Origin of the sequence: Nocardioides sp. Root122, from assembly GCF_001425025.1 — a bacterium.
Taxonomy (GTDB): Bacteria; Actinomycetota; Actinomycetes; order Propionibacteriales; family Nocardioidaceae; genus Nocardioides.
Genome location: NZ_LMDE01000011.1, coordinates 107,261 through 133,508, shown reverse-complemented (window position 1 = coordinate 133,508; position 26,248 = coordinate 107,261). Strand labels below are relative to the sequence as shown.

Here is a 26,248-nt window from a genome sequence, read left to right as displayed (position 1 = left end):
ACCGGGCGGGGCGCCTCGCCGACGCTGCAGGCGGCGAGCAGGGCGACCGCGGCTGTCGCCGCGATGGTCCGTAGGACGCTCAGCGGGCGTCCTGCCGCTTGAGGAACACCTCGCGGTGCAGCAGCATGAGCGCGGCGGCGGTGGGCACCGCCAGCAGCGCGCCGATGATGCCCATCAGCGAGCCGCCCACCAGGGCTGCCACCACGGTCACCGAGCCCGGCAGGTCCACCGAGCGCTTCATGATCCTGGGGTAGATCACGTAGGACTCGAACTGCTGGTAGGCCAGGTAGTAGACCAGGGCGATCAGCGCGACGGTCGGCGAGACGGTGAGACCCAGCAACGTCATGATCGCCCCGGACACGAAGGCGCCGACGATCGGGATCAACGAGAACAGCCCGACGACGAAGGCGAGCGCGAAGGCGTAGTCGCCGAGGCCGACGACCAGCGAGAACAGCAGCGTGCTGATCCCGGCGCACAGCGCGACGAGGAACGCCCCTGCGACGTAGGCGCCGGTGGAGCGGATGATGCTGTCACCGAGGTCGCTGACGCGGTGCCGCTTCGAGGCGGGCGCGAGCGAGTAGGCGGCGTGCTTGATGCTCGGCAGCGAGGCCAGGAAGTAGATCATCAGCACGAGCACGATGAGGCTGTTGGTCACGACGCTGAGCACCTTCAGCCCGAAGCCGAGGGCACCGCCGAAGAGCTTCTGGCCGAAGTCGCCGTTCTGGATGTAGTCGCGGACCTTGGCGATGAGGTCGTACTTGTCGTCGAGCTTCTGCACCTGCGAGTTGGACTGCAGGTCGTCGAGCCAACCGGGGGCGTTGCGGGTGATCTGGGCGATCTGCTCGCTGATGACCGGTGCCACCGCGACCACGAAGAGGGTCAGCACGCTGATCACGACCACGAGGACCAGCACCACCGACAGGCTGCGCCGCACCCCCCGGCGCATGAAGAACTCCACGACCGGGTTGAGCCCGATCGCGAGGAACATCGACATCACGAGGAGCACCAGCACGGAGGAGATGCTGAGCAGCTGCTCGGACAGGAACAACGCCACGAGCGCGCCCAGCGCGCCGAAGAAGCCGATCTTGAACGGCGAGTGGCGCAGCAGGAGCGGTGGGCTGGTGGCGGGCTCCACGGGGACGTACGGCGCCGGCGCGGCGTCGTCGACCACCAGGTCGGTCGCGTCGTCGATCTTCTCCGCGATCACGGCGGCGGACTGTGCGGACTCCTCGGCCGACTCCGCGGCGGCCTCGGCGCGGTCGGCGTGGTCGCTGGCCTGCTCGACGACCTCCTGGGCGGCTCCGGGAGGGACCGAGGCGGCGTCCGTCCGGGCCTGGTCTGCGGCGGGGACCTGGGGCTCGGCGTCGCGGGGCGCCACAGCGTCCCGCAGCCGAGAGACCCAGCTCAGGACTCGTCCTCGCCGAAGCCGGCGACCACGTCGCGCAGGGCACCGAGCTGGGCCGTGATCGCGTCACGACGCTTGGTCACCCGCTCCACCTCGGACTGGATGTTGGCCAACGCACGCTCGGCCTCTGCGTGCCGGGTCGCGGTGATCGAGTCCGCCTGGGTGCGCGCGGAGGCGACGATCTGCTCGGCCTCGCGACGGGCCCGGCTGAGCAGGCCCTCGGCCTCGCTCTGCGCCTGGGAACGGTGGGCGTTGGCCTGCGCCGTCGCCTCACGTGCCCGCTGCTCGGCAGCGTTGGCGCGGGCCTCGGCCTCGGCGACGAGCCGCTGGGTCTCGGCCGTGGCGTTGCTGTGGTGCTCGGCCGCCTCGCGGGTGAGCCGCTCCTTCTCCACCGCGAGCGTGCGCCTGGCCTCCTGCACCTCACGGTCGGCAGCGGCGCGGGCCTGCTCGGCCTCGCGGGTGGCGGTGGTGCGCATCTCGTTGGTCTCCTGCTGGGCGGCCAGGCGCAGCTGGTCGGCCTCGCGCTTGGCAGCCGCGAGCAGGTCGGCCGCCTCGGCCTTGGCCAGCGAACGCTCGGTCTCGGCGTCCGCGGTCAGTCGCGACCGCATCTCGTCGAGCTCCTTGAGCTGGACCATCCGCATGTCGTCGGCTTCGCGTGCCGCGTCCGCGCGGATGCTCTCGGCGTCGCGGCCGGCGGCCTTGCGGATCTCGTCGGCGTCGCGCCGCGCGGCGGTGCGCACGTCGTTGGCCTCGTCCTCGGCGAGCTTGAGCATCGAGGTGGCGCGGCCTCCGAGGCCGGCGTAGGTCGGGTTGGCGTTCTCGTCGAGCTCGGCACGCAGGCGGCCCAGCTCGGACTCGAGCTCGATCACCCGCTCCTCGCTGCTGGCCAGGCTGGTGGCCAGGCCGGACTTCTCCGACAGGAGCTGGTGGACGCGCTGGTCGACCGCCGCCTTGTCGTAGCCGCCGCGGCGGACCTGGGGCAGCGGGGTCGCGGCCTGCGCCGGCGGCGGGGGCACGACGGGCCGGGCGGCCGACGGGGTCGATGCGGGCGTCGGGCTCGGGGTCGGGGCCGGGGCCGGGGCGGCGGCCGGGGTGCGGGCAGGCGCGGGAGGCGGGATGATCGGACTGCGGCGGGTGGCCACGTCGTCCGGGTCCACGCGAGGTGCCGGCTTCACGGCAGGCTCCTCGACGGGCTTCGCGGTGGACTTCTCGGTGGACTCCGCGGTGGACTTCGCGGTGGTCTCCCCGGTGGGCGTGGCCGCCGGCTTGGCGGGGGCCTTCGGAGCGGGCTCCTCGGCCGCAGCGGGGGCCGGTTCGTCCTTGGGCGTCACCGGGAGCACCTGGGTCGCCTCGGCCGAGTCGTCGGAGGACTCCGGCTCGTCGAAGATGGACAGGCCCTGGTCGGAGCTCATGCTGCGACACCCACTCTCACGTCGTACGGACTGCGTCGGTGCCAGTGTCTCCGATGCCGTGGAACAAACACACCCCGGCTCGCGGATGAGCCGCGAACCGGGGTGTGAGCAATCTCAGATGGGCCCCGAAGGGGTGAGGTCAGACCCCCCGGAAGCGGTTGATCGCGGTCTCGTGCCGGGCGCGCATCTCGTGGTCGAGGACACCCTGGCCCTCCTCCGGGGCGAGGCACAGCACGCCGACCTTGCCCTGGTGGGCGTTCTGGTGGACGTCCAGCGAGGCCTGTCCGACCTCGTCGAGCGTGTAGGTCTTGGACAGGGTCGGGTGGATCTTGCCCTTGGCGATGAGGCGGTTGGCCTCCCACGACTCGCGGTAGTTGGCGAAGTGGCTGGAGATGATGCGCTTCAGGTTCATCCAGAGGTAGCGGTTGTCGTACTCGTGCATGTAGCCCGAGGTCGACGCGCAGGTGGTGATGGTGCCGCCCTTGCGGGTCACGAACACGGAGGCACCGAAGGTCTCACGGCCCGGGTGCTCGAAGACGATGTCGATGTCCTCGCCGCCGGTGAGCTCGCGGATGCGGGCGCCGAAGCGCTTCCACTCCTTCGGGTCCTGCTGCGTGCCCTCGTCGTTCCAGAACTTGTAGCCCTCCTCCGAGCGGTTGATGATCAGCTCGGCGCCCATGCTGCGGGCGATCTGGGCCTTCTCCTCGTTGGAGACCACGCACACCGGCGTGGCGCCGCCGTTGAGGGCGTACTGCGTCGCGAAGCCGCCGAGGCCGCCGGACGCGCCCCAGATGAGGACGTTGTCGCCCTGCTTCATGTCGCCGCCGTTCTTGCTCACGAGCTGGCGGTACGCCGTGCAGTTCACCAGGCCGGGGGAGGCGGCCTCCTCCCAGGTGAGGTGCTCGGGCTTCGGCATGAGCTGGTTGGCCTTGACCATCGCCACGTCGGCCAGGCCGCCGAAGTTGGTCTCGAAGCCCCAGATCCGCTGCTCGGTGTCGAGCATGGTGTCGTTGTGGCCGTCGGGGCCCTCGAGCTCCACGGAGAGGCAGTGCGCGACGACGCGGTCGCCCGGCTTCCACTTGGTGACGCCGGCGCCGACGGCGATCACGACGCCGGAGAGGTCCGAGCCGACCACGTGGTAGGGCAGGTCGTGGCGCTTGGTGAGCTCGGAGTTGCGGCCGTAGCGCTCGAGGAAGCCGAAGGTGGAGACGGGCTCGAAGATCGAGGTCCACACGGTGTTGTAGTTGATGGCGCTGGCCATGACGGCCACGAAGGCCTCACCGGGACCCAGCTCGGGGAGGGGGACGTCGTCGACGTGGAGGGACTTGCGGGGGTCCTTCTCCTTCGACGGCACGCCCTCGAACATGTCGACCTCGTCCTTCTTGACGAAGGCGGCGCGGTAGGACTCGGGCAGCTCGAGGCTGGCGAAGTCCTCCGAGGTGGCGTTGCCCGACTGGATGGCTTCGAGGATGTTCTGCACGGGTGTCTCCTGGATCAGCGGTGAGGCATCGGTGGCACGGACGTCGATCGGGGTGAAGATACCGGCGAGTAACCTCGCGTGGTGCGTGGTGTGAGATTCCTCGCCCGGGCTGCCTGCGCGGTACGGCTCGTCAGTGGGCGGCGTCGGTGGCCGGTTCGACCAGCTCGACCAGCACCCCGCCCGCGTCCTTGGGGTGGATGAAGTTGACGCGACTGTTCGACGTGCCGCGTCGGGGGGCGTCGTAGAGCAGGCGCAGGCCGCGCCCGCGCAGCACGTCGGCGACGTGCTCCACGTCCTCGACGCGGAAGGCCAGCTGCTGGATGCCCTGGCCGTTGCGCTCGAGGAACTTGGCGATGGTCGACTCGGGGGAGAGCGGCGCGAGGAGCTGGATGCACGAGCCGGAGTCGCCCACGCCGACCATCGCCTCGCGGACGCCCTGCTCCTCGTTGGTCTCCTCGTGGAGGACCTGCATGCCGTAGGCGTCGCGGTAGAACGCCATCGCCTCGTCGAGGTCCGGCACCGCGATGCCGACGTGGTCGATGGCGGTGAACAGGTGGTGCACGTCAGCAGGCAGGTCCGGGGTCATGCAGCACATGGTGTACGACGTCGCGCCCGGGGGCGAGAGGGTGTGACCGTCGCCACTCCCGCCCCGCCGTCGGCCGTGCCCGCGGCCCGCGCTCAGCCGAGCGAGGCGGTGCGGTCGTACGTGCCGAGGACCGCGGCCGCGTCGATGTCACCCACGAAGCCGAGCGGGCTGGCGCACGGGCCGCCGTAGTCGCCGACGTAGAAGTCGTCGCCGTTGGGCATGCCGTAGTAGACGTCGGCCGCGGCCGGCACTGACGTGCCCACCTGCCGGCCGTCGACGAAGAGCCGGATCGCCTGTCCGTCGAAGGCTCCCATCACGGTGTGCCAGGCGCCGTCCCAGATCCCGGCACCCGCGTCGGACGACCGGAACACCGTCGTCCCGTCGGAGACGTAGAAGACGAGTCCGCCCTCACCGCCGGTGAACAGGCCGTAGGACGCGTTCTCGCACTGGAACGCCCCCTTGGACATGACGTAGCGGAAGGCGCCCGGGCCGGTGCTGCGCACCCGAGCCAGCACGGTGACGCCGTCCGGCTCCAGCGACGGCGCATCGGCCATCCGGACGCTCTGGGCGCCGTTGAAGCGGAGCGCGGCGCGCTTGAAGAACAGCAGGCGCGGGAGCTGCACCCACGTCGGGTCGGCGGCGTCGGCGCCCGCCGTGGTGCCGAGCTGGCCGCGGTTGCCGTTGAAGGAGAGGTCGTAGGCCACCTGGCCGGACCCCTCGTCGAAGAACCACAGACCGCCCACGCCGTCCGCGCGGGCGCTCGCCGGAGGGGCGGCGAGGACGGTGCCGAGCAGCGCGGCGGTGGCCAGCGCGACGGCGGAGGTCAGGGTGCGGCGGACTCGTGACATGGGCGCTCCTCGGCGACGGACGGGTCGGCCCCGAGGCCGTGGTGCGCCCAGCCGACCACTCGACGGCTGCCCGCGGCGCCGCCGGCGGGCGGACTCCCTCAAATTGGTGAGCCCTCAGGGGTGTGGCGGACCGCGCGCGGGTCGTCCCCGTCAGCAGTGCCGGTGTGACGTGTGCCTCACGAGCGCGGGCCCGCGGCCCCTCCCGGTCCGGGCGCGCGGGTGGGTATCGTCGCCAGACGTAGCACTCGCTCGCACACACCCGCATGCCTGGAGGAAAGCTCATGACCGGTTCCGTGATCGTCGCCGGGGCTCGTACCCCGATCGGCCGCCTGCTGGGCGGCCTCAAGGACCAGTCCGCGGCCGACCTCGGCGGCGTGGCCATCAAGGGCGCCCTGGACAAGGCCGGCGTGTCCGGCGAGCAGGTCGACTACGTGATCATGGGCCAGGTCATCCAGGCCGGCACCGGCCAGATCACCGCCCGCCAGGCCGCGGTCAAGGGCGGCATCCCGATGAGCGTCCCTTCGATCACCATCAACAAGGTGTGCCTCTCGGGGATCAACGCGATCGCGATGGCCGACCAGCTGATCCGTGCCGGTGAGCACGAGATCGTCGTCGCCGGTGGCATGGAGTCGATGACCCAGGCGCCCCACCTGCTGCCGAAGAGCCGCGAGGGCTTCAAGTACGGCGACACCGCGCTGGTCGACTCGATGGCCTACGACGCGCTCTACGACCAGTTCACGGACCAGGCGATGATCAACCTGACCGAGGGCTGCAACGCCGCAGGTGCGAACCTGACCCGCGAGGAGCAGGACGCCTTCTCGGCCCAGTCGCACCAGCGCGCGGCGCTGGCCTGGAAGAACGGCCTCTTCGACGACGAGGTCGTCCCGGTGACGATCTCGACGCGCAAGGGCGACATCACCGTGGCCGAGGACGAGGGCATCCGCGGCGACACGACCGTCGAGTCGCTCTCCGGCCTGCGTCCGGTGGCGAAGGACGGCACCATCACCGCCGGCTCCGCGTCCCAGATCTCCGACGGTGCCTGCGCCGTGGTCGTGATGAGCAAGGCCAAGGCCGAGGAGCTCGGGCTGACCTGGCTCGCCGAGATCGGAGCCTCCGGCCAGGTCGCCGGCCCCGACTCCTCACTCCAGCTCCAGCCGGCCAACGCGATCGCCAAGGCGGCCGAGAAGGAGGGGATCGAGGTCTCCGACATCGACCTCTTCGAGCTCAACGAGGCCTTCGCGGCGGTCGGCATCGAGTCGGCCAAGCAGCTCGGTGTCAGCGACGACAAGGTCAACGTCAACGGCGGCGCGATCGCGCTGGGCCACCCGGTCGGCATGTCCGGCGCCCGCATCGTGCTGACGCTCGCCCTCGAGCTCAAGCGCCGCGGCGGTGGCGTCGGCGCTGCCGCGCTCTGCGGCGGCGGCGGTCAGGGCGACGCCCTCATCATCCGCGTCCCCGCCTGACGGGACCGGTGGCGCGCGTGACCCGGCGGGGTGCCCTCGCGGTCCCCGACCTGGTCGCGCGGGCACGTGGGGGCGAGGCCGCCGCGGTCGCGCGCCTGATCACGCTGGTCGAGGATGCGTCACCTCACCTGCGTGAGGTGATGGCGGCCCTGCGCGAGCACGTGGGCCGTGCCCACGTCCTCGGGATCACCGGGGCGCCCGGGGTCGGCAAGTCCACGTCCACCAACGCCCTGGTGTCGGCGCTTCGCCGCGCCGGCAAGCGGGTGGGCGTGCTGGCGATCGACCCGTCCTCGCCCTTCTCGGGCGGTGCGCTGCTCGGTGACCGCGTCCGGATGGGTGACCATGCCCTCGACAAGGACGTCTACATCCGCTCGATGGGAGCCCGCGGCCACCTCGGCGGCCTGGCGTGGTCGACGCCCCAGGCAGTGCGGGTCCTGGACGCCGCCGGGTGCGACGTGGTCATCGTGGAGACGGTGGGCGTCGGGCAGAGCGAGGTCGAGGTGGCCGGCCTCGCCGACACGACGCTGGTCCTGCTGGCGCCCGGCATGGGCGACGGCATCCAGGCGGCCAAGGCCGGGATCCTCGAGATCGGCGACGTCTACGCGGTCAACAAGGCCGACCGGGAGGGCGCCGATCGCACCCGGCGTGAGCTGCGCACGATGCTCACCATGGCCGAGCGGCGCGACGGCGCCTGGCGCCCACCCGTCCTCCAGACCGTGGCCAGCACGGGCCAGGGCATCGAGGAGCTGCTCGCAGAGATCGACCGGCACGCGGCGTGGCTGGGGGAGTCGGGCGAGCTGACCCGTCGTCGTACGGCCCGGGCGCGGCGCGAGGTCGAGGCGATCGCGCTCGACGCGCTCCGCGAGCGATGGGGACAGGCAGGCGGCGACGCCGACCTGGACCGCCTCGCCGGTCGGGTCGTGTCAGGGGACGTGGACCCGTACGCCGCAGCCGACGAGCTGCTCGCTCAGGGCTGAGCGGCCAGCAGCTCCCGCAGCTCCAGCGCTGCGCCGCGGGTGAGGCCCACCACGGCGGCCGCGTTGGTCCCCTCGGCGGTGACCGCGAGGACGTGGGGTCCCATCTCCGTGCCCTCGACGGGGGCCACCACGGTGTGCGTCCGGCCGGCGGCGAGGTGCACGACCTCCAGGTCGGACTCGCTCAGCGCGGATGCCGCGCCGACGAGCACGCCGGTGAGGTTCGAGATGCGCGCGACGTCCGCGGACGCGAGGCCGTAGGTCGCCACGGCGGCACCCGCGGAGGTGCACAGCACCACGGAGGTGATGGCGTCGAGCTCGCGGCAGAGGGTCTTCACGACCGGGAGCCAGCTCTCCTGGACACGGCTCGCCCAGGCGACGCGCACCTGGGCCAGGTCGAGGGCCAGGCGCTCCGACCGGACGGGCCCGGTGGGTCCGTCCGGGTCGGAGTGCGCCATCCGTGCGGCGATCTGGTCGCGGCGGTGCTGCGAGACGCGACCGACCCACGCGGCGCGGGACGGCGAGATCAGCTCGGTCAACGGTGTGGTGTCCTTCCGGGCGGGAGGCGGTGTTGCCCTCCTGTGGACGGCGTGTGGCCTGGCGTGCCCGAACTGTAACTGTGCGTCGCGGGTCGTGCGGGGGTTTCGGCGCAACCGGAGTTTGCACGCCCGTGCAAACTTGCACTACCGTGCAGGTCATGACGCTGAACATCGCCGGCGGCCGGGAGCGCCGCAAGCTCGAGACGCGCGCCGCACTGACCGCGGCGGCCATCCAGGTCCTCGGGGACGAGGGGCTCGAGGCGTTGACCGCGGACCGGATCACCGAGGTCGCGGGCGTCTCGCGCCGCACCCTGTTCAACTACTTCCCGCGCGTCGAGGACGTCCTGACCGCCTCGCTCGAGGCCGCCACGGTCGAGACCATCGACGCCATCGTCGCCCGGCCCGCCGACGAACCCCTGCGCACCTCCGCGCTGGTCGTGCTCGAGGCAATGGTCGACGGGGCGGCGTTCTCCCAGGCCCGCCAGCTCGAGCGGGCGGCCGGCAGGTCGACGGCCACCCGCCGCTTCCTGCTGGAGTTCGAGGACCGCCAGCGCGAGGCCCTCGAGGAGGGACTGCGCCGGCGCCTCGGCGAGGACGCCGACCCGATCTACGTCGCCAGCCTCGCCGCCGCCTCGTTCGGCGCGCTCTGCGCGGTGACCCGCCTGGCCGTCTCCGCCTCGGCCGACGAGGCGGAGGCCGCCGAGCTCCACAAGGTCTGGATCCGCCGGGCCATGGAACACCTCTTCGCCGGCTTCGACGAGGCCGCCGCCGTCCCCGCACGTCCCCAGATGGAGAACTGACGTGGCAACCCTGCTGCACCGGCTCGGCCTGTTCTCGGCCCGTCGCCCCCTCGCCGTCCTGCTCGCCTGGCTCTTCGTGATGGCTGCGGCCGTCGGGGGGATGGCCACGCTCTCGCGACCGCTCAGCAACGAGTTCGAGATCCCTGACAGCGAGTTCGGCCGTGTGCTGGACGAGCTGGGACAGGAGATCCCGCAGGTCGCCGGCGGAACGGGCACGGTCGTGGTCCACAGCGCCGACGGCTTCACCGCAGAGCAGAAGACCGCCCTGCGCGACACCATGGCTGCATGGGAGGAGCTCCCGCACGTCACCGAGGTGATGGACCCGTTCGCCCTGCAGAAGCGTCTCGACAGCTCCGACGACCGTCTCGACAAGGCCGAGCGCCGCCTCACCAAGGGCCAGCAGCAGTACGACACCGGCCGCGCGCAGCTCGTCGGGCTGGAGAACTACCTCGCTGCGAACCCCGACGACGCCACCGCGGACCTCGAGCGCCAGCTCGCCGACGGCCGCGCACAGCTGGGCGAGGCCGAGAAGAGGCTCACCGCCGGCTGGGACGCCTACCACGCGGGTCGCGACCTGCGCTCCGCCGGCGAGGGTGTCTCCTTCGTGAGCCGCGACGGCACCACCGCGCTCGTGCAGGTGCGCTTCGACACGCAGACCCAGCAGCTCGACCCCACCACCCTGGAGGCGGTGCCGGAGACGGGGGAGCGGCTCGCTGACGCCGGCCTGGAAACCGACTACGGCCAGGAGCTGACCATGAGCCGCGAGGTCGGCGGCATCGGCGAGGCGGTCGGTGTCGCCGTGGCGGGCGTCGTGCTGCTCGTCATGCTCGGCTCGCTCGTCCTGGCCGGTCTGCCGCTCGCCATCGCGCTCGTCGGGGTGGGGGTGAGCCTGACGCTCGGCATCGCGACCACGCACTGGATCGACCTCCAGCAGATGGCCCCGGTCCTGGGCATGATGCTCGGCCTCGCCGTCGGGATCGACTACGCCCTCTTCATCGTCAACCGGCACCGCCGTCAGCTCGCCGAGCTCACCGCTGACGGCACGGAGCCGACCCGCGACCAGCTCCGCGCGAGCGTCGCGCTCGCCACCGGCACGGCCGGTTCCGCCGTCGTCGTCGCCGGCAGCACCGTGGTGATCGCCCTGGCCGCCCTCGCCGTCTCCGGCATCCCGACCCTGCTCCAGATGGGCCTGCTCGCCGCCTTCACGGTCGCCGTCACCGTGCTCGTGGCGCTCACCCTGACGCCGGCCCTCCTCTCGCTCGTCGGGCACCGCGCCGTGCCGCGCCGGTCTCGCCGGTCGCGCCGCCGCCCGGCGTCGGCGCCGACGCACGAGGGGTGGCCGCAGCGCTGGGTCGGCCTGGTCACCCGTCGGCCGCGTGCTGCGACCGTGCTGGTCGCCCTCGTGATGCTGGTGCTCGCGCTCCCGGCCCTGTCCATGCGCCTCGGCCTGCCGGACGGTTCGTCCGAGCCGCAGGACTCGACGGCGTACCGGGCCTACGAGCGGGTCGCCGAGAGCTTCGGGCCCGGCAGCAACGGCCCGCTGCTCGTCGCCGCGGAGTACGCCGCCCCCGTGGCGGAGGACGACCTCGTCGCCGAGGAGGCGAAGATCGCCCGCGCCGTGCTGGCGGTCGACGACCGCGTCTCGGTGCTGCCCATCGGCACCAGCGACGACCGGCGCACGATCGCGTTCCAGGTCGTGCCCGCCGAGGGACCGTCCGCGGCGTCCACCGTGGAGCTGGTCCAGGGGCTGCGACGCCTCGCCGACGGCGACGCCGTGCGTGCGGACTCGTGGCTCGACCTGGGCCCGTTCATCGGTGACGCGAACCCCACGGGGAAGCAGCTCCTCGGCGACGACGTGGAGCTCGGCCTGACCGGCGCCACCGTGGCCAACATCGAGGTCTCGGAGCGGCTCGCGGGTGCCCTGCCGCTCTACCTGACGATGGTGATCGGGCTCTCGCTGGTGCTGCTGACCATCGTGTTCCGCTCCATCCTCGTGCCACTCGTGGCGACCGCAGGCTTCCTGCTCTCCGTCGCGGCCAGCTTCGGGGCCATCGTCGCGGTCTACCAGTGGGGCTGGCTCGGCTCGGTCTTCGACGTGCACGACCCGTCAGCGGTCTTCAGCTTCATGCCGACGCTCCTCATCGGGATCCTGTTCGGGCTCGCGATGGACTACCAGATGTTCCTGGTCTCCGGGATGCACGAGGCCTACGTCCACGGCAAGGACGCACGTACGGCGGTGCGCGTGGGCTTCGTGTCCGGTGCCCGCGTGGTGGCGGCGGCCGCACTCATCATGGTCGCCGTCTTCTCGGGCTTCATCTGGGCCGAGATGACGATGGCGCGCTCCATCGGCTTCGGGCTGGCGGTGGGTGTGTTCCTCGACGCCTTCCTCGTGCGGATGACGTTCACGCCCGCCGTGCTGTCCATGCTGGGCGACCGCGCCTGGTGGCTGCCGCGGTGGCTGGACCGGCTGCTGCCGAACCTCGACGTCGAGGGTGCGGCACTGGCCGAGCGGCTGGCCGCACAGGAGCAGGCCGCAGAGCCCGAGCGCGAGCTGGCCCCGGTCGGCTGAGGCCGCCCTCGCGGCCGGGCGCTCAGCCCAGGCGCAGCGTCTGGCCCGTGATGCGCGAGGCCCCGCTGCTCGCGAGGAACAGTGCTGCGTCGGCGACCGCGTCGCTCATCCGCTGGGTGCGCACGAGGGTGTCGCCGGCGAGGCGGCTGCCGTGGCTGGACGCGGCCACGGGGGCGTACTGGCGGGGGAGCACCGAGCGCTTGCGCTGGAGCACGGAGTTCACGCGGACGCCGAGGCCCGACCACTGCTCGCCGGCGCGCGCCGTCGACTCGACGAGCTGTGCCTGTGCCACCTCGGGGGCGGAGGAGAGCTCGAGCCACTGGGCCACCGCACCGGTGTTGATCACGCAGCCGCCACCGGTCGCCGGGCTCTGGCTCAGCTTGAGACGCATCCGGGTGGTGAGGAAGGTGGGGCCGAGCAGCCCGGACCGGACCGCCTCGGCGATGAACGCCTGCTCGCTGGCGGGCAGGCCGAAGGGCAGGTTGCAGGACGCGGCGAGGACGAGCACGTCGATGTGGCCGATCGTCCCGACGAGGTTGTCGATCGACTCCTGCCGGGCCAGGTTGACCGACTCGTAGTCGAAGGCGGTCAGGTCCGTGTCGTAGAGGGCGCGCAGCATCATCGTGCCGGTGACGGTCACGGACGCACCCGAGCGTGCGAAGGCGGACGCGACGGTGTGTCCCTCGCCGCGCGTGCCGCCGACCACGAGGACCTCGTAGCCGGTGAAGTCGTAGGACCCCGATGTCATGACGTGCCGTCCCTCCCCGTTGAACCCCGGCATTGTCTACCACGGGGTAGGTACGCGGAGATAGGTGAGCCTGTGCTCAGTTCAGGCACAGTTCGGCACGCTCAGACCACATCCTTCCCGGCCATCACTTCCTCCTCGTGCGCCGCGTCGAGGAGCGCGAGCCGGCCGGTGCGCACCGCGGCGAAGGTCCAGACCTTGTTGAGGACGAAGGACAGCGGGGTCACCAGGGTGATCACGATGAGCTGGGACCAGTAGAGCCGGTTGCGCAGCCCGCTGGAGTCGTCGAACACGTCGGTGGGCAGGCTCAGCGGCGAGTGGGGGTGGATGAGCAGGGTCAGCAGCGCCAGGCCCACCGCCTGCCCGCCGAGGCCCACCACGAGGAACGGCCAGTACTCCTTCCACCAAGGTGTGTGCCGGCTGCTCTGGAAGGTCCACGACCGGTTGAGCTGGAAGTTGCTGAGGTTGGCGACGAGGAAGGCGAGCGTCGAGTAGACGTGGTACCAGCGGAGGTTGAAGTCCGATCCGGCCAGCCCGACGACCGCGTCGTCGAAGCTGGGACCGAGCTTGTGCAGCGCGATGAGCGTGATCATGTTGACCACGACCCCGGACGCACCCACCACGCCGAAGCGCGCGAGGAGGCCCAGGTTGCGGCGGTGGCGCGTCAGCAGCGCGGCTCCGCGAGGTCCCATGTCGTCGAGGCTACCCACCGGAGCAGCGCCGCGTGGCCGGTCTCCCTAGGATTGGCCCCATGACGCAGCAGCCGTTCAGCCGTCCAGGTGCCATCGATCTCTCCGGTCTCGCCCAGGCCGCCCGCCCGCCGCAGCCCAGCGCGCCGGCCGGCAGCGGAGCGGCAGGGTCGTCGGCAGGGTCGTCGTACAGCGTGGTGGTGGACGAGTCGAGCTTCCAGGGCCTGCTCGAGCAGTCGATGACCGCCCCGGTGCTCCTGGTGTTCTACTCGCGCACCCGGATGCCGGAGAGCGGCCAGCTCGCCGACGACCTCGCCACCGTGGTGGACGAGCACGAGGGGCGCTACCTCCTCGGGCTGGTCGACATCGACGCCGCGCCGCAGATCGCCCAGGCCATGCAGATCCCGTCGATCCCGCTGGTGGTCGCGGTCGTCGACGGCCGGCCGATGCCGCTCCTCCAGGACCCGCTGCCGATCGAGGAGCTGCGCACCGCGCTGACCCAGGTCGGCCAGCAGCTCACCAGCCAGGGCATCACCGGCCGCCACCAGCCGCGCTCGGCGACGCCCGTCGCCGAGGGCGAGGAGGAGGTCGTGGACCCGCGCTACGCGCCCGCGCAGGACGCGCTCGCGTCCGGCGACATCGACGGTGCGGTCGCGGAGTACCAGCGCCTCGTCGACGCCAACCCGGCCGACGTCGAGGCCGCCGGCGGCCTCGCGATGGCCAAGGTCATGCAGCGCACCCAGGGCGTCGACCTCAACCAGGCGCGGGCGGCTGCCGCCGACCGGCCCGACGACGTCGACGCGCAGACCCTGGTCGCCGACCTCGACATGCTCGGCGGCCACGTCGACGACGCGTTCACCCGGTTGGTGAACCTCGTGGCCCGCACGAGCGACAAGGACCGTGACAAGGCCCGCGACCACCTGCTCGGGCTGTTCGCCGCGGTCGGCAACGACGACCCGCGCGTGCTGGCGGGTCGTCGCAACCTGGCGTCAGCGCTCTTCTGAGTCGCGCTTCCCGAGCACCGACCGTCCGGCCTCGAGCCGGGCGATCGGGACGCGGAAGGGCGAGCACGAGACGTAGTTCAGGCCCACCCGGTCGAAGAAGTGCACCGACGACGGGTCGCCGCCGTGCTCGCCGCACACGCCGACCTTGAGGTCGGCGCGCGTCTTGCGGCCCTTCTTCGTCCCCATCTCCACCATGCCGCCGACGCCGAGCTGGTCCAGGGACTCGAACGGTGAGACGTCGAAGATGCCGTGCTCGAAGTAGCGGGAGAAGAACGCCGACTCCACGTCGTCACGCGAGAAGCCCCAGGCCATCTGGGTGAGGTCGTTGGTGCCGAACGAGAAGAAGTCGGCCGACTTGGCGATGCGGTCGGCCAGGAAGGCGGCGCGCGGCAGCTCGATCATCGTGCCGATGGCGATGGCGAGCTTCACCCCGCGCTCCTCCTCGACCTCGGCGATCTGCTGCTCGATCTCGGACCGGACGATGTTGAGCTCGCGCACGCTGGCCACCAGCGGCACCATGATCTCCGGTCGCGGCGTGCCGTGGGCGTCCATCCGGTCGGCGGCGGCCTCGGCGATCGCGCGCGCCTGCATCCGGAACAGCCCGGGGATCTGGATCCCGAGGCGGACGCCGCGGAGCCCGAGCATCGGGTTCTGCTCGTGGAGCCGGCGGACGTGGGTGAGCAGCCGCGCCGCGTGCTCGTCGACCTCGCCCCGCTCCTCGGCGAGGGCGACCTCCACGCTGAGGTCGGTGATGTCGGGCAGGAACTCGTGCAGCGGCGGGTCGAGCAGCCGGATCGTCACCGGCAGGCCGTCCATCGCCTCGAGGATCTCGGTGAAGTCCTGGCGCTGCAGGGGCAGCAGCTCGTCGAGGGCGGCGTCCACGCCGGCCTCGTCCTCGGCGACGATCAGCTGCTCGACCAGCGTCCGGCGCTCGCCGAGGAACATGTGCTCAGTGCGGCACAGCCCGATGCCCTGGGCCCCGAAGCGGCGGGCGCGGGCGGCGTCCTCCGGGGTGTCGGCGTTGGTCCGCACCCGCAGCCGTCGGGCGCCGTCGGCGTGCGCCATGATCCGTGCGACCGCCTGGGCGAGGTCGTCGTCGATCTTCTCGCCCTCGAAGTGGCGCACGACGACGGAGTCGGCCACCGGCACGGCGCCCGCGAAGACCTCACCGGTCGTGCCGTCGATGGAGATCACGTCGCCCTCGCGGACCGTCTCGCCGTCGCGGACCCGGAACTCCTTGGCCTTGGTGTCCACGTCGAGCGACTCGGCGCCGCAGACGCAGGTGCGACCCATGCCACGGGCGACCACGGCCGCATGCGAGGTCTTGCCGCCCCGGCTGGTGAGGATGCCCCGAGCGGCGACCATGCCGCGCAGGTCGTCGGGGTTGGTCTCCTTGCGGACGAGGATCACGTCCTCGCCCCGCTCGGCCCACTCCACCGCGGTGTCGGAGTCGAAGACGGCCTTGCCGACGGCGGCACCGGGGGAGGCGTTCATGCCCTTGGCGAGCAGCGTGCGGTCGGCGGACTCGTCGAAGCGCGGGAACATCAGCTGCGCCAGCTGGTCGCCGGTCACGCGGAGCACCGCCTCGTCGAGCTGGATCATGCCCTCGTCGACCATGTGGACGGCGATGCGGAAGGCGGCCTCCGGCGTGCGCTTGCCGACGCGGGTCTGGAGCATCCAGAGCTTGCCCCGCTCGACGGTGAACTCGATGTCGCACATGTCGCGGTAGTGGCGCTCGAGCCGCGTCATGATCATCATCAGGTCGTCGTGGGACTTCCGGTCGATCTCGGCCATGTCGGCCAGCGAGACCGTGTTGCGGATGCCGGCGACGACGTCCTCGCCCTGCGCGTTCTGGAGGTAGTCGCCGTACTCGCCCTGGGCGCCGCTGGCCGGGTCACGGGTGAACGCCACGCCGGAGCCGGAGTCCATGCCGAAGTTGCCGAAGACCATCGCCTGGACGTTGACGGCGGTGCCGAGGTCCTCCGGGATCCGCTCCTGGCGGCGGTAGAGCCGCGCCCGGTCGGTGTTCCAGGAGTCGAAGACGGCGCGGATCGCGAGGTCCATCTGCTCGCGCGGGTCCTGCGGGAAGTCGCGGCCGGTCTCGGTCTTGATGATCCCCTTGAACGTCTCGACCAGCCCGCGCAGGTCGTCGGCGTCGAGGTCGAGGTCGTTCTCGGTGCCCTTGGCCTTCTTCGCCTCGTCGAGCGCGTCGGAGAACAGCTCGGAGTCGACGTGCAGCACCGTGCCGCCGAACATCTGGAGCAACCGCCGGTAGGAGTCCAGCGCGAAGCGCTCGGACTCGCTGCGGGCGGCCAGGCCGCCGACCGAGGTGTCGTTGAGCCCGACGTTGAGGACCGTCTCCATCATGCCCGGCATGGAGAACTTCGCCCCGGAGCGCACCGAGACCAGCAGCGGGTCCTCGGCGTCGCCCAGCTTCTTGCCCATCGCCTCCTCGAGCGAGGCGAGGTGCTCGGTGACCTCCTCGGCGAGGCCCTCGGGCTCGCCGCCCTCGGCCAGGTAGGCGCGGCACGTCTCGGTGGAGATCGTGAAGCCCGGTGGGACGGGCAAGCCGAGGTTCGTCATCTCGGCCAGGTTGGCGCCCTTGCCTCCCAGCAGGTCCTTCTGGTCCTTGCTTCCCTCTGCGAAGTCGTACACCCAGGTCATGGAGGCATCCTGCCTCAGCGACCGGACTCCGTATACGGCCGGGACCCTTGGACTGCCGCGCGGACGCGCCGTGCGGTGAAGTCGGCGGCGAGCTCGTCGACCTCCTCCAGCGTGCAGAACCGCACGTCCCGGATCTCCCGCTCCTGCATGACCACCCCGGCCAGCACGGACGATGGGTGCGTACCGCCGTCGAAGACCAGGCAGACCGCGTCGTCCCAGCCGCCCCACGCCGGCAGCCAGTCGGTGAGCACCAGGCCGCCGGGCTCGATCGTCAGCCCGAGCTCCTCCTCGACCTCGCGCTGGACGGCGATCCGCGGCGACTCGCCGACCTCGACGACGCCGCCCGGAAGGTCCCAGTCGCGCTTGTAGGTGAGCCGGCACAGCAGCACCCGCCCGGCGTCGTCGCGCACCAGCATCTGCGAGATCGCGCGCTTGCGGGGGAGGAAGGAGTTGAGCAGTGACCGGAAGCCCTCCGGCTCGCTGACGGGCGGATCGGTGGCGAGCCGCGCGTAGACGGCGTACGACGTCGCGTCGGGGCGGTCGCCCATGCCGGGAACGACGCGCTGGGTCCCCTCGAGGCGCAGGCCCGCCCGCGTGGCCACCCGACGGCTCGCGTCGTTGCGGGGGTCGATCCGCGCCTCGACGCGCTGCACCCCGAGACCGCCGTCGTCGGCGTCGGCGAAGGCCCAGTCGACCAGCACCTTCACGGCCCGGGCGGCGTGGCCGCGCCCGCGGTGACCGGCGTAGAGCGCCCAGCTGAGACTGGCGCCGTGGGTGCCCTGCCTGGTGATCTCGACACTGCCGACGAGCTCGCCGTCGTGCTCGATGACGAACGACGTGCGGCGGCGGTCGGCGGCGTAGTCCTCGCGCCAGCGTCGTACGGCGTCGCGGTGGCGCTCCTCCGACACGTCCGCCGGGTCCCAGCCGAACCACAGCGCCATCTCGTCGTCGTGGCCGGCGACCGCTGCGGCGATGTCGTCGTCCCGCCACGGCCGGAGCGTCACCACGCCGTCGGTCAGGGTCGGCTGTTCGGGAGGCACCTCGTCACCCTAACGACCCTTCCGCGGCGTCTCCTCAGGGCAGGACGTCGAAGCGGGCCATCATGCCGTGGTCCTCGTGGTCGAGCATGTGGCAGTGGATCATGAACGGGCCGGTGTGGTCGGTGAAGCGCGCGGCCACCTCGACCTCCTCGCCCGGCTCGAGGCGCCACGTGTCCTCCAGGCCCTGCTCCCACGGTGGTGGCGCGGCGCCGTCACGTCGCAGGGTGCGCCACTGCTCGGCGTGGACGTGGACGTAGTGGGTCACGTCGCTGGTGTTGCGGAACCGCCAGCGCTCGACGGTGCCGAGGCGGACGCGGTGGTCCACCCGGTCGGGGTCGAAGGCCTGGCCGTCGATCGACCAGAAGCTGCCGTGGTGGTCGTCGCCGGAGAGCCCGAAGGTCCACGTCTTCGCGATCTTCCGCGGCACGGGGGAGACCAGCTCCGGTGACGGCAGTCGGGCCGGCAGGCGGGACGTGTCGCGGGCCGGCTCACCGACGCGGAACTCCATCACGGGGGCGCTGCGGGCGTCGTCGCCCGTCGTGCCGGGCGTGGCCGGCTCGGAGGAGAGGACCAGCTCCTCCCCGGTCGCGCCGTGGAAGTCGACGAGCACGTCGGCACGCTGCGCCGGGCCCAGCAGCACGTGCGTGCGGACCACGGCACGCGGCAGCAGGCCGCTGCCGGTGCCGATCTGCAGGAAGGGGCGTCCCCCGGACAGCGTGAGGTTGTAGCTGGAGAAGGGCGAGGAGTTGAGCAGCCGCAGCCGGTAGCGCGTCGCCGACACCCGGAGGTAGGGCGCCTCGCGACCGTTGACCAGCACCGTGTCGCCGATCGTGGCGTCGTCCGGCGGCGCGTGGGGACCGGTCCACGCCATCGAGCCGTGGTGGCCCACCATCCGCGGTCCGTGCGCGAAGGGGTTCGTGAGCTGGTTGTCCGGGCCGAACGACCGCTCCGAGATCATCAGCGGCACGTCGCGCGCCCCGCTGGGCAGGTGGAGGCCGCGGCGCGGGGGGTCGGTGACGATGAACATCCCCTGGAGCCCGCGCCAGTTGTTGCGGGCGGTGCGGTCCATGCGGTGGTCGTGGTACCAGAAGAACGACCCCGGCTCGGGCTTGCCGGCCACGGTCAGCGGATAGTCGTAGGTGCGGCTGGCGCCGCGCCGGATGAGGTACGACGTCGGCTGGCCGTCGTCGCGCGACGCGTGGTGGTCGCCGTGCAGGTGCGTCGACATCGAGCCGGCGCCGCGCGGCAGCCGGTTGACGACCGTCACCTCGGTGCCCTGCCCCCCGCGCCGGCGGATGGTGGGGCCGGGGTAGGTCCCGTCGTAGGTCCACATCGCGGTGCGTGGGCCGTCGGCCCGCGTGCGGACCATGCTGCGTCGCATCACCAGCCGGACGTCCGCCCCGCGCTCGGTGCGGGGCACCACCAGTGGCTGGTCGAACGTCGGGCGGCCGGGCTCGACCCCGCCGCCCGTCCCCTCGACGGTGAGCGTGCCGCGCATGTTGGGGTGGAACTTGCAGTAGAAGTCCCAGGCACCGGCGGCCAGCAGGTCGACCCCCGGCACCGTCTCGGACGTGCCGGCGCGGACGAGCACGTCGAACGCGGGCAGGCCGTCGGGGCCCTTGGCCACCGAGGTGACGGTGTGGTCGAAGGAGTCGAGGTTGACGACCGTCACGGTGCCGCCGCCGGACACCGACACCTGCGGCGTGGCGTAGCCCTTGCGGACGCCGCCCTGGTCGATGACCACCGTGGCGTTGCGGACCGGCTCGGCGAAGGCCGGGCCCGCGTCGGGTCCCGGGCCGACGTCGTAGGCCACCACGGCGCCGGCGCACATCACCACGGCCGCTGCAGCGACTGCAGCGCGCACCTTCGTCTCGAGCGTCCCCCGCACGCGGTCGAGTCTGCCGTCGCGTCCGGACTGCCCGCATACCCGTTTTCGGGGTGGTCTGGACATCGGAGGAAAATCCCGTGCCTCCGCTGGAGCAAGGTGCGTCTACTGGACCGCTGTGCCGGCGGAGGGCCGGACCAGCTCACGGGAAAGGTTTGGTTCACTCATGCAGACAGCCCAGAGATTGCGACGGGTCGTGGCCGTGGTGAGCGCAGCAGCGCTCGCCAGCACGCCGCTCCTGGTCGCACCGACCGGTGCGAACGCGTCGCCGGCCTCGGTCACGTCGCGTGCGGCGATGCCGCACGTGAAGGCGACGCTGACCAAGAAGACGATCACGCTCAAGGGCACGAAGGGACTCCGACCCGGTCGGGTCCAGCTCAGCGTGAAGGGCAAGGGCACCGTGGAGATCGCGATGTTCGCCAAGGGCTACGACGCCGCCGACTTCGTCGAGGACGTCAACAAGTTCGGCGCCAAGAACGACGTCAACGCGCTCAAGCACGCGCTGGCCCGCACCCAGATCCTCGGCGGCTTCGCCGGGGGCGGTTCGGGCACCGTCGTGCTCCCCAAGGCCGGCTCCTACACGCCGTTCTCCCTCGGCGAGCGCGGAGTGGTCGTCGGCAAGCCCTTCGTCGTCTCCGGCAAGTCCGGCAGCACGAAGGCGCCGAAGACGGACGGCACGATCATCGCCGTCAACGGTCCCGGGTGGGCCGGGTCGTCGAGCCTCCCCGCCAAGGGCAGCCTGCTGTTCAAGAACAAGCGCAACACCGGGGTCCCGCACTTCATCGTCCTCCAGCAGGTCGTGGAGGGCACCACCACGGACCAGGTGCTGGAGTTCCTGCAGAGCGGTGACGAAGGGGCGCCGCCCTGGGGGCTGCCGGCAGGGATGGAGACCGGGTCGATCAGCCCGGGTCACGACATGACGGTCGACTACGACCTGCCTCCGGGCCAGTACGTCGTCATGTGCTTCTTCCCCGACCCCAAGATGGGCGGCATGCCGCACGCCCTGATGGGGATGCTGGAGATGATCCACCTCATGTGAGCGTCGCCGGGGGCCGCGAGGCCCCCGGCAACCTCCTGCTCAGTCCGCCCGCTCAGTCCTCCTTGCGGAACCACACGGTGGCCAGGGGAGGCACCACGATGTCGGCGTAGGCCGGCTGGCCGTGGTGGTCGCCCTCCGTCGCGGTGATGACCCCGAGGTTGCCCACGCCCGAGCCGGTGTAGGCCTCGGCGTCGGTGTTGAGGACCTCCGTCCACGTGCCGGACGATGGGAGGCCGAGGCGGAAGCCCTCGTGGGGCTGGCCGGCGAAGTTCGCCACGCAGACCAGGTCCGGGTGCCCGGGTGCGCGACGTACGAACGAGAACACGTTGCGGCCTGCGTCGTTGGCGTCGATCCAGGCGAAGCCCGAGGGGTCGTTGTCACGGCCCCACAGCGCCCCGGTGGCGGCGTAGGCGGCGTTCATGTCGCGCACCATCGCGTGGACGCCGGCGTGCTCGGGGTGCTCCAGGAGCCACCAGTCGAGCTCGCGGCTCTCCGCCCACTCCGACTCCTGGCCGAACTCGCACCCCATGAAGAGGAGCTGCTTGCCGGGGTGGGCCCACATGTAGGCGAGGTAGGCACGCAGGTTGGCCAGCTGCTGCCAGCGGTCGCCGGGCATCTTGCGCAGCAGCGAGCCCTTGCCGTGGACGACCTCGTCGTGGCTGATCGGCAGGACGTAGTTCTCCGCGTAGGCGTAGACGAGCGAGAACGTCATCTGGCCGTGGTGGTGGCTGCGGTAGAGCGGGTCCTTGGAGACGTAGTTGAGCGAGTCGTGCATCCAGCCCATGTTCCACTTGAAGCCGAAGCCGAGGCCGCCCTCGCTGGTCGGGCCGGTGACGCCCGGCCACGCGGTGGACTCCTCGGCGATCGTCACGATGCCGGGGACCCGCTTGTAGACGGTGGCGTTCATCTCCTGGAGGAACTGCACGGCCTCGAGGTTCTCCCGGCCGCCGTGCTTGTTCGGCGACCACTCGCCGTGCTCGCGTGCGTAGTCGAGGTAGAGCATCGAGGCGACGCCGTCCACCCGCAGCCCGTCGGCGTGGTACTCCTCGAGCCAGTAGACCGCGTTGGCGTAGAGGAAGTTGCGCACCTCGTTGCGGCCGAAGTTGAAGATGTGGGAGCCCCACTCCTTGTGCCAGCCACGCTGCGGGTTGGGGTCCTCGTAGAGGGGCGTGCCGTCGAAGCGGGCCAGCGCCCACTCGTCGGTCGCGAAGTGCCCGGGCACCCAGTCGAGGATCACGCCGACGCCGGCCTGGTGCAGGCGGTCGATCAGGCGCTTGAGGCCGTCGGGGTCGCCGAACCGCGAGTCCGGGGCGAAGTACGACGTCACGTGGTAGCCCCACGAGCCGCCGAACGGGTGCTGCATGACCGGCATCAGCTCGACGTGGGTGAAGCCCAGGTCCGAGACGTAGGGGACGAGCGCGTCGGCCATCTGGTCCCAGTCGTAGAGCTCGCCGGAGTAGTGCCTGCGCCAGGAGGCCAGGTGCAGCTCGTAGACCGACATCGCCTCGTCGACCGGGTTCTTGGCAAGCCGTGCCTCGAGCCATGCGGCGTCGTTCCACTGGTGCTCGGATCGCCAGACCCGGGAGGCCGAGCTCGGCGGCTTCTCGGCGTACTGCGCCATCGGGTCCGCGCGGTCGACCCAGCCGCCGTCCGCACCGCGGATGCGGTACTTGTACTGGGCACCGACACCCGCTCCCTCGACGTGGACGTGCCAGACGCCGGAGCCGTCGAGGCGGGTCATCGGGTGGGCCGCGCCGTCCCAGCCGGCCCACTCGCCGGCGACCTGGACCTCCTGCGCGTTGGGTGCCCAGACGCGGAAGGAGGTGCCGTCGTCGGTCACCTGCGCGCCGAGGACCTTCCAGAGCTCCTCGTGGCGGCCCTCACCGATCAGGTGCAGGTCGAGCTCGCCGGGGGCGTTGGTGCTCGTGCTGTTGCTCGTGCTCATGTGGTCTCTCCCAGCGCTGCCAGCGGGATGGACAGCCATCCCGGACGGTTGCGTGCTTCGTAGACGGCCTCGTAGACGACCTTGTCAGCGAGGTAGGCGTCGAGCAGGGTGCGGGCCTGCTCGTCGATCCCGGCGCCCCGTTCGCCGGTGTAGGCGGCGAGGAAGGCGGCACGGTTGCGCTTCGACCACTCGGCCGCCCGGTAGTCGCGCTGCTCGGACTCGCCGCCGTTGTCGGCCCCGGCGCCGGTCATCGCCACCACGCGCGGGGCGTAGTCGAAGGAGCGGATCATCCCGGCGACGTCGCGCCAGACCGAGTCGGGCTTGAGCCGCTCGGCCAGCGGCTTGGCCGGCTCGCCCTCGAAGTCGACGATCTTCCAGCCGAGGCTGGTGCGCAGGGTCTGGCCGAGGTGGAGGTCGCCGTGGACCTGCTGCACCTCGACCCGGTCGAGCCCGCGGAGCCGGCCGAAGGTCTCGCGCAGCGTCGCCTCGTGCTCGGCCAGCTGGGGTACGACGACGAGGGCGGCGTCGAGCCGGCCCTCCATCGCCGCGGCCAGGGCGCCGGCCGTGGCGGCATCGCGATCCTCGACCGGGAAGTGCCGCGCCAGGTCGGCGTGCACCTCGGCCAGGGCGACGCCGAGCCGCGCCGCCTCGCTCGCGAAGTCGCCGCCGACCTCGTCGGCGTGCAGGTCCGCCTCGGCGAACAGGTTGCGCACGCTCGCCAGGGCCAGGTCCCACCCGTCGCTCGCGGTGCGCAGGAACTGCTGGAGCATCGCCAGCTGGATCGTGGAGTCGGTGCCCTCGCGCTCGTCGTCGACCAGGTCGAGCCAGCCGTAGAGCGAGGCCACGTGCGTCGAGCCCGCCTCGGTCAGCACCTGGTGGATCGCGATGTCGGGGTTCACTCCCGGCGTCACCTTGCGGAACACCTTCATCAGGGAGTCCTCGCCGAAGGCGACCGAGGAGTTGGACTGCTCGCCGGAGAACAACGTCGAGTGCGCGGACAGGTCGAGCTCGTGCCCGGGCAACGAGTGGAAGTCCAGCAGCCCGCGCGAGGTGCTGGCCGGGGGAGCGGCGAAGGCCCGCAGCCACAGCGCCATCGACTCCCGGTCGTGCACCGCGTCGTAGACCCACACGTGGCCCGCGTCGTCGTCCCACTCGCCGATGAAGGCGTGGTCGAGGCGATCCTGGGGCTCGGTGTAGCAGGCGAGGGGCAGCTGGTAGAGCTCGCTCTCGCCGTCGGCGTAGGCGACCTCGGCGAGGTCGATCACCACCCGGAGGCCCTCCGGTGGGGGCGCCAGCCCGTCGTCCTCGGTCGGACGCGGCAGCTCACCCACCCGTCGTACGGACGCGAGGGTCCAGTCGCGGCCCTTGCCTGCGAACCAGCGGGCCTCGGCGACCCAGTGCTGCAGCTCCTCGTTCACGCGTCGACCCCCTGGGTCATCGTCTGGTCGGTGAGTCGCAGCCACAGGAAGCCGTAGCCCCCGAGCGTCAACAGGTAGGGCAGCTCGCCGATCGCCGGGAACGGTACGCCGCCGAGGAGCTCGACGGGCACCATGCCCTCCCAGTGGCGCAGGTCGAGCTCGACGGGCTGCGGGAAGCGGGAGAGGTTGTTGACGCACAGGATGATGTCGCGGTCGTCGCCCTCGGCGTCCGTGGGGCTGTGCTCGCGGACGTAGGACAGCACGCTCGGGTTGGAGCCGCCGAGGTCGATGAAGTCGCCGAGGCCGAACGCCGGGTGCCGCCGGCGGGTGTGCACGAGCCGGCGGGTCCAGTGCAGCAGCGAGGACGTGTTCTCCAGCTGCGCCTCGACGTTGACCGACTGGTAGCCGTAGACCGGGTCCTGGATGGCCGGCAGGAACAGCTTGCCCGGCGTGGCGGACGAGAACCCCGCGTTGCGGTCGGGCGTCCACTGCATCGGGGTGCGCACGCCGTCGCGGTCACCGAGCCAGATGTTGTCGCCCATGCCGATCTCGTCGCCGTAGTAGAGGACCGGCGACCCGGGCAGCGAGAGCAGGAGCGCGGTGAACAGCTCCATCCGGTTGACGTCGTTGTCGAGCAGGGGCGCCAGGCGCCGGCGGATGCCGATGTTGGCCTTCATCCGCGGGTCGTGGGCGTACTCGGACCACATGTAGTCGCGGTCCTCGTCGGTGACCATCTCCAGCGTCAGCTCGTCGTGGTTGCGCAGGAAGATGCCCCACTGGCAGCCGTCCGGGATCGCGGGGGTCTGCTCGAGGATCTCCGAGATCGGGAAGCGCGACTCGCGCCGCACGGCCATGAAGATGCGGGGCATCACCGGGAAGTGGAAGGCCATGTGGCACTCGGTGCCGATCCAGCGACCGTCCTCGGTCTCCTCCGGGCCGAAGTACTCGACCACGTCGGCGGGCCACTGGTTGGCCTCGCAGAGCAGCACCCGCCCGGGGTAGTGCTCGTCGACGAAGGAGCGGCACTTCTTCAGGAACTCGTGGGTCTCCTCGAGGTTCTCGCCGTTGGTGCCCGGCCGCTCGTAGAGGTAGGGCACCGCGTCGAGCCGGAAGCCGTCGAGCCCCATGTCGAGCCAGAACGCCATCGCCTCGAGCATCGCGTCGTGGACCTTGGGGTTGTCGAAGTTGAGGTCCGGCTGGTGGTGGAAGAAGCGGTGCCAGAAGTACTGCTGCCGCACCGGGTCCCAGGTCCAGTTGGACGGCTCGGTGTCGACGAAGATGACCCGCGCCTCCTCGTAGAGCTCGTCGGTGTCGGACCACACGTAGAAGTCGCCGTAGGGGCCCTCGGGGTCGCTGCGGCTGGCCTGGAACCACGGGTGCGCGTCACTCGTGTGGTTCATGACGAAGTCGATGATCACGCGGATGCCGCGCTGGTGGCAGGCGTCGAGGAACTCGTGGAAGTCCTCGACCGTGCCGGCCTCGGGGAGGATGTTGTTGTAGTCGGCGACGTCGTAGCCGCCGTCGCGCAGCGGCGAGGTGAAGAACGGCGGCACCCACAGGCAGTCGACGCCGAGCCACTCGAGGTAGTCGAGCTTCTCGATCAGGCCCTTGAAGTCGCCCGTGCCGTCGCCGTTGGAGTCGCGGAACGACCGCACCAGCACCTCGTAGAACACGGCGGTGCGGAACCACTCCGGCTCGGCGTTGAGGACCGCCGTGGCGGCTCCTGCGTCCGTCGGCATGGGC

The 26,248-nt window shown here is 71.5% G+C and carries 20 protein-coding genes; 6 read left to right on the top strand and 14 right to left on the bottom strand.

Translation table 11 applies throughout. The features are described 5' to 3' along the window. Positions 1-79 precede the first annotated feature (79 nt). The 5 genes from ASC64_RS13380 to ASC64_RS13360 all read right to left on the bottom strand — a co-directional run bounded on the left by ASC64_RS13380 (position 80) and on the right by ASC64_RS13360 (position 5,731). The gene (locus tag ASC64_RS13380) at positions 80-1,378 is read right to left on the bottom strand and encodes an AI-2E family transporter (RefSeq protein ID WP_056908043.1); all 1,299 of its coding nucleotides are present in this window, start codon (positions 1,376-1,378) and stop codon (positions 80-82) included. Between the two features lie 26 nt (positions 1,379-1,404). Continuing rightward, the gene (locus tag ASC64_RS13375) at positions 1,405-2,817 is read right to left on the bottom strand and encodes a hypothetical protein (protein ID WP_082550467.1); all 1,413 of its coding nucleotides are present in this window, start codon (positions 2,815-2,817) and stop codon (positions 1,405-1,407) included. Positions 2,818-2,956: 139 nt separating this feature from the next. After that, a complete protein-coding gene (ccrA, locus tag ASC64_RS13370; RefSeq protein WP_056908041.1) occupies positions 2,957-4,297 on the bottom strand; it encodes a crotonyl-CoA carboxylase/reductase in 1,341 nt (446 codons plus the stop codon). A 130-nt stretch (positions 4,298-4,427) separates the two neighbouring features. Next, entirely contained in the window at positions 4,428-4,883 is a 456-nt protein-coding gene (gene mce / locus ASC64_RS13365; RefSeq protein WP_056908040.1) for a methylmalonyl-CoA epimerase, read from the bottom strand. A 92-nt stretch (positions 4,884-4,975) separates the two neighbouring features. Beyond that, positions 4,976-5,731: a LamG-like jellyroll fold domain-containing protein gene (locus ASC64_RS13360; protein ID WP_056908039.1), complete on the bottom strand. Its 756-nt coding sequence runs from the start codon at positions 5,729-5,731 to the stop codon at positions 4,976-4,978. 281 nt (positions 5,732-6,012) lie between these two features. Between ASC64_RS13360 and ASC64_RS13355 the strand changes: the two genes are divergently transcribed. Then, positions 6,013-7,194 (top strand): acetyl-CoA C-acetyltransferase, encoded by a 1,182-nt coding sequence (locus ASC64_RS13355; RefSeq protein WP_056908038.1) that lies wholly within the window; start codon positions 6,013-6,015, stop codon positions 7,192-7,194. Between the two features lie 17 nt (positions 7,195-7,211). After that, positions 7,212-8,171, top strand: a complete 960-nt coding sequence (meaB, locus tag ASC64_RS13350) for a methylmalonyl Co-A mutase-associated GTPase MeaB (protein ID WP_056908403.1) — start codon at positions 7,212-7,214, stop codon at positions 8,169-8,171. Here meaB and ASC64_RS13345 read toward each other — a convergent pair. Further along, positions 8,162-8,707 carry a hypothetical protein gene (locus ASC64_RS13345; RefSeq protein WP_056908037.1) on the bottom strand — a complete coding sequence of 182 codons (546 nt, stop codon included), beginning with the start codon at positions 8,705-8,707 and terminating at the stop codon, positions 8,162-8,164. The two genes, meaB and ASC64_RS13345, sit on opposite strands and share 10 nt — an antisense overlap. Before the next feature lie 158 nt (positions 8,708-8,865). On the opposite strand from ASC64_RS13345, the gene ASC64_RS13340 reads away from it, so the two are divergent. Both ASC64_RS13340 and ASC64_RS13335 read left to right on the top strand, forming a co-directional pair. Next, the gene (locus ASC64_RS13340; RefSeq protein ID WP_156385191.1) at positions 8,866-9,507 is read left to right on the top strand and encodes a TetR/AcrR family transcriptional regulator; all 642 of its coding nucleotides are present in this window, start codon (positions 8,866-8,868) and stop codon (positions 9,505-9,507) included. Position 9,508: 1 nt separating this feature from the next. Continuing rightward, positions 9,509-12,076, top strand: a complete 2,568-nt coding sequence (locus tag ASC64_RS13335) for an MMPL family transporter (RefSeq protein WP_056908035.1) — start codon at positions 9,509-9,511, stop codon at positions 12,074-12,076. A 22-nt stretch (positions 12,077-12,098) separates the two neighbouring features. Here ASC64_RS13335 and ASC64_RS13330 read toward each other — a convergent pair whose 3' ends face one another. Both ASC64_RS13330 and ASC64_RS13325 read right to left on the bottom strand, forming a co-directional pair. Next, positions 12,099-12,824, bottom strand: coding sequence for an SDR family oxidoreductase (locus tag ASC64_RS13330; protein WP_056908034.1), 726 nt, complete (start codon positions 12,822-12,824; stop codon positions 12,099-12,101). 101 nt (positions 12,825-12,925) lie between these two features. After that, on the bottom strand, positions 12,926-13,513 hold the full coding sequence (locus ASC64_RS13325; RefSeq protein ID WP_056908033.1) for a GtrA family protein: 588 nt from the start codon (positions 13,511-13,513) through the stop codon (positions 12,926-12,928). Between the two features lie 59 nt (positions 13,514-13,572). Between ASC64_RS13325 and ASC64_RS13320 the strand changes: the two genes are divergently transcribed. Continuing rightward, on the top strand, positions 13,573-14,514 hold the full coding sequence (locus ASC64_RS13320) for a co-chaperone YbbN (RefSeq protein ID WP_056908032.1): 942 nt from the start codon (positions 13,573-13,575) through the stop codon (positions 14,512-14,514). Here the strand turns inward: ASC64_RS13320 and ppdK are convergent. Genes ppdK through ASC64_RS13305 form a run of 3 tightly spaced genes read right to left on the bottom strand, consistent with a single transcriptional unit; the run spans position 14,500 to position 20,106 of the window. Continuing rightward, positions 14,500-17,178, bottom strand: coding sequence for a pyruvate, phosphate dikinase (gene ppdK / locus ASC64_RS13315; protein ID WP_056908031.1), 2,679 nt, complete (start codon positions 17,176-17,178; stop codon positions 14,500-14,502). The two genes, ASC64_RS13320 and ppdK, sit on opposite strands and share 15 nt — an antisense overlap. A gap of 14 nt (positions 17,179-17,192) precedes the next feature. Next, a complete protein-coding gene (locus tag ASC64_RS13310; protein ID WP_056908030.1) occupies positions 17,193-18,218 on the bottom strand; it encodes an NUDIX hydrolase in 1,026 nt (341 codons plus the stop codon). Positions 18,219-18,252: 34 nt separating this feature from the next. Continuing rightward, entirely contained in the window at positions 18,253-20,106 is a 1,854-nt protein-coding gene (locus ASC64_RS13305; RefSeq protein WP_056908029.1) for a multicopper oxidase domain-containing protein, read from the bottom strand. Positions 20,107-20,269: 163 nt separating this feature from the next. Between ASC64_RS13305 and ASC64_RS13300 the strand changes: the two genes are divergently transcribed. Further along, complete coding sequence (locus ASC64_RS13300; protein WP_156385190.1) at positions 20,270-21,142, top strand: hypothetical protein; 873 nt, start codon at positions 20,270-20,272, stop codon at positions 21,140-21,142. Positions 21,143-21,194: 52 nt separating this feature from the next. Here the strand turns inward: ASC64_RS13300 and glgB are convergent, their stop codons facing one another. The 3 genes from glgB to treS are packed head-to-tail and all read right to left on the bottom strand — an operon-like array spanning position 21,195 to position 26,244. Then, positions 21,195-23,087 (bottom strand): 1,4-alpha-glucan branching protein GlgB, encoded by a 1,893-nt coding sequence (gene glgB / locus ASC64_RS13295; protein ID WP_235563747.1) that lies wholly within the window; start codon positions 23,085-23,087, stop codon positions 21,195-21,197. Continuing rightward, the gene (locus ASC64_RS13290) at positions 23,084-24,505 is read right to left on the bottom strand and encodes a maltokinase N-terminal cap-like domain-containing protein (protein WP_056908027.1); all 1,422 of its coding nucleotides are present in this window, start codon (positions 24,503-24,505) and stop codon (positions 23,084-23,086) included. The genes glgB and ASC64_RS13290 overlap by 4 nt, the downstream gene beginning before the upstream one ends. Continuing rightward, a complete protein-coding gene (treS, locus tag ASC64_RS13285) occupies positions 24,502-26,244 on the bottom strand; it encodes a maltose alpha-D-glucosyltransferase (protein ID WP_056908026.1) in 1,743 nt (580 codons plus the stop codon). The genes ASC64_RS13290 and treS overlap by 4 nt, the downstream gene beginning before the upstream one ends. Positions 26,245-26,248 lie beyond the last annotated feature (4 nt).

What these genes read in the sequence shown, in the direction of transcription:
- treS (WP_056908026.1), bottom strand. Translation starts at nt 26,244, where the DNA reads ATGCCGACGGACGCAGGAGCCGCCACGGCGGTCCTCAACGCCGAGCCG.
- ASC64_RS13340 (WP_156385191.1), top strand. Translation starts at nt 8,866, where the DNA reads ATGACGCTGAACATCGCCGGCGGCCGGGAGCGCCGCAAGCTCGAGACG.
- mce (WP_056908040.1), bottom strand. Translation starts at nt 4,883, where the DNA reads ATGACCCCGGACCTGCCTGCTGACGTGCACCACCTGTTCACCGCCATC.
- ASC64_RS13375 (WP_082550467.1), bottom strand. Translation starts at nt 2,817, where the DNA reads ATGAGCTCCGACCAGGGCCTGTCCATCTTCGACGAGCCGGAGTCCTCC.
- ASC64_RS13300 (WP_156385190.1), top strand. Translation starts at nt 20,270, where the DNA reads ATGCAGACAGCCCAGAGATTGCGACGGGTCGTGGCCGTGGTGAGCGCA.
- ASC64_RS13325 (WP_056908033.1), bottom strand. Translation starts at nt 13,513, where the DNA reads ATGGGACCTCGCGGAGCCGCGCTGCTGACGCGCCACCGCCGCAACCTG.
- glgB (WP_235563747.1), bottom strand. Translation starts at nt 23,087, where the DNA reads ATGAGCACGAGCAACAGCACGAGCACCAACGCCCCCGGCGAGCTCGAC.
- ASC64_RS13360 (WP_056908039.1), bottom strand. Translation starts at nt 5,731, where the DNA reads ATGTCACGAGTCCGCCGCACCCTGACCTCCGCCGTCGCGCTGGCCACC.
- ppdK (WP_056908031.1), bottom strand. Translation starts at nt 17,178, where the DNA reads ATGACCTGGGTGTACGACTTCGCAGAGGGAAGCAAGGACCAGAAGGAC.
- ASC64_RS13355 (WP_056908038.1), top strand. Translation starts at nt 6,013, where the DNA reads ATGACCGGTTCCGTGATCGTCGCCGGGGCTCGTACCCCGATCGGCCGC.
- ASC64_RS13320 (WP_056908032.1), top strand. Translation starts at nt 13,573, where the DNA reads ATGACGCAGCAGCCGTTCAGCCGTCCAGGTGCCATCGATCTCTCCGGT.
- ASC64_RS13330 (WP_056908034.1), bottom strand. Translation starts at nt 12,824, where the DNA reads ATGACATCGGGGTCCTACGACTTCACCGGCTACGAGGTCCTCGTGGTC.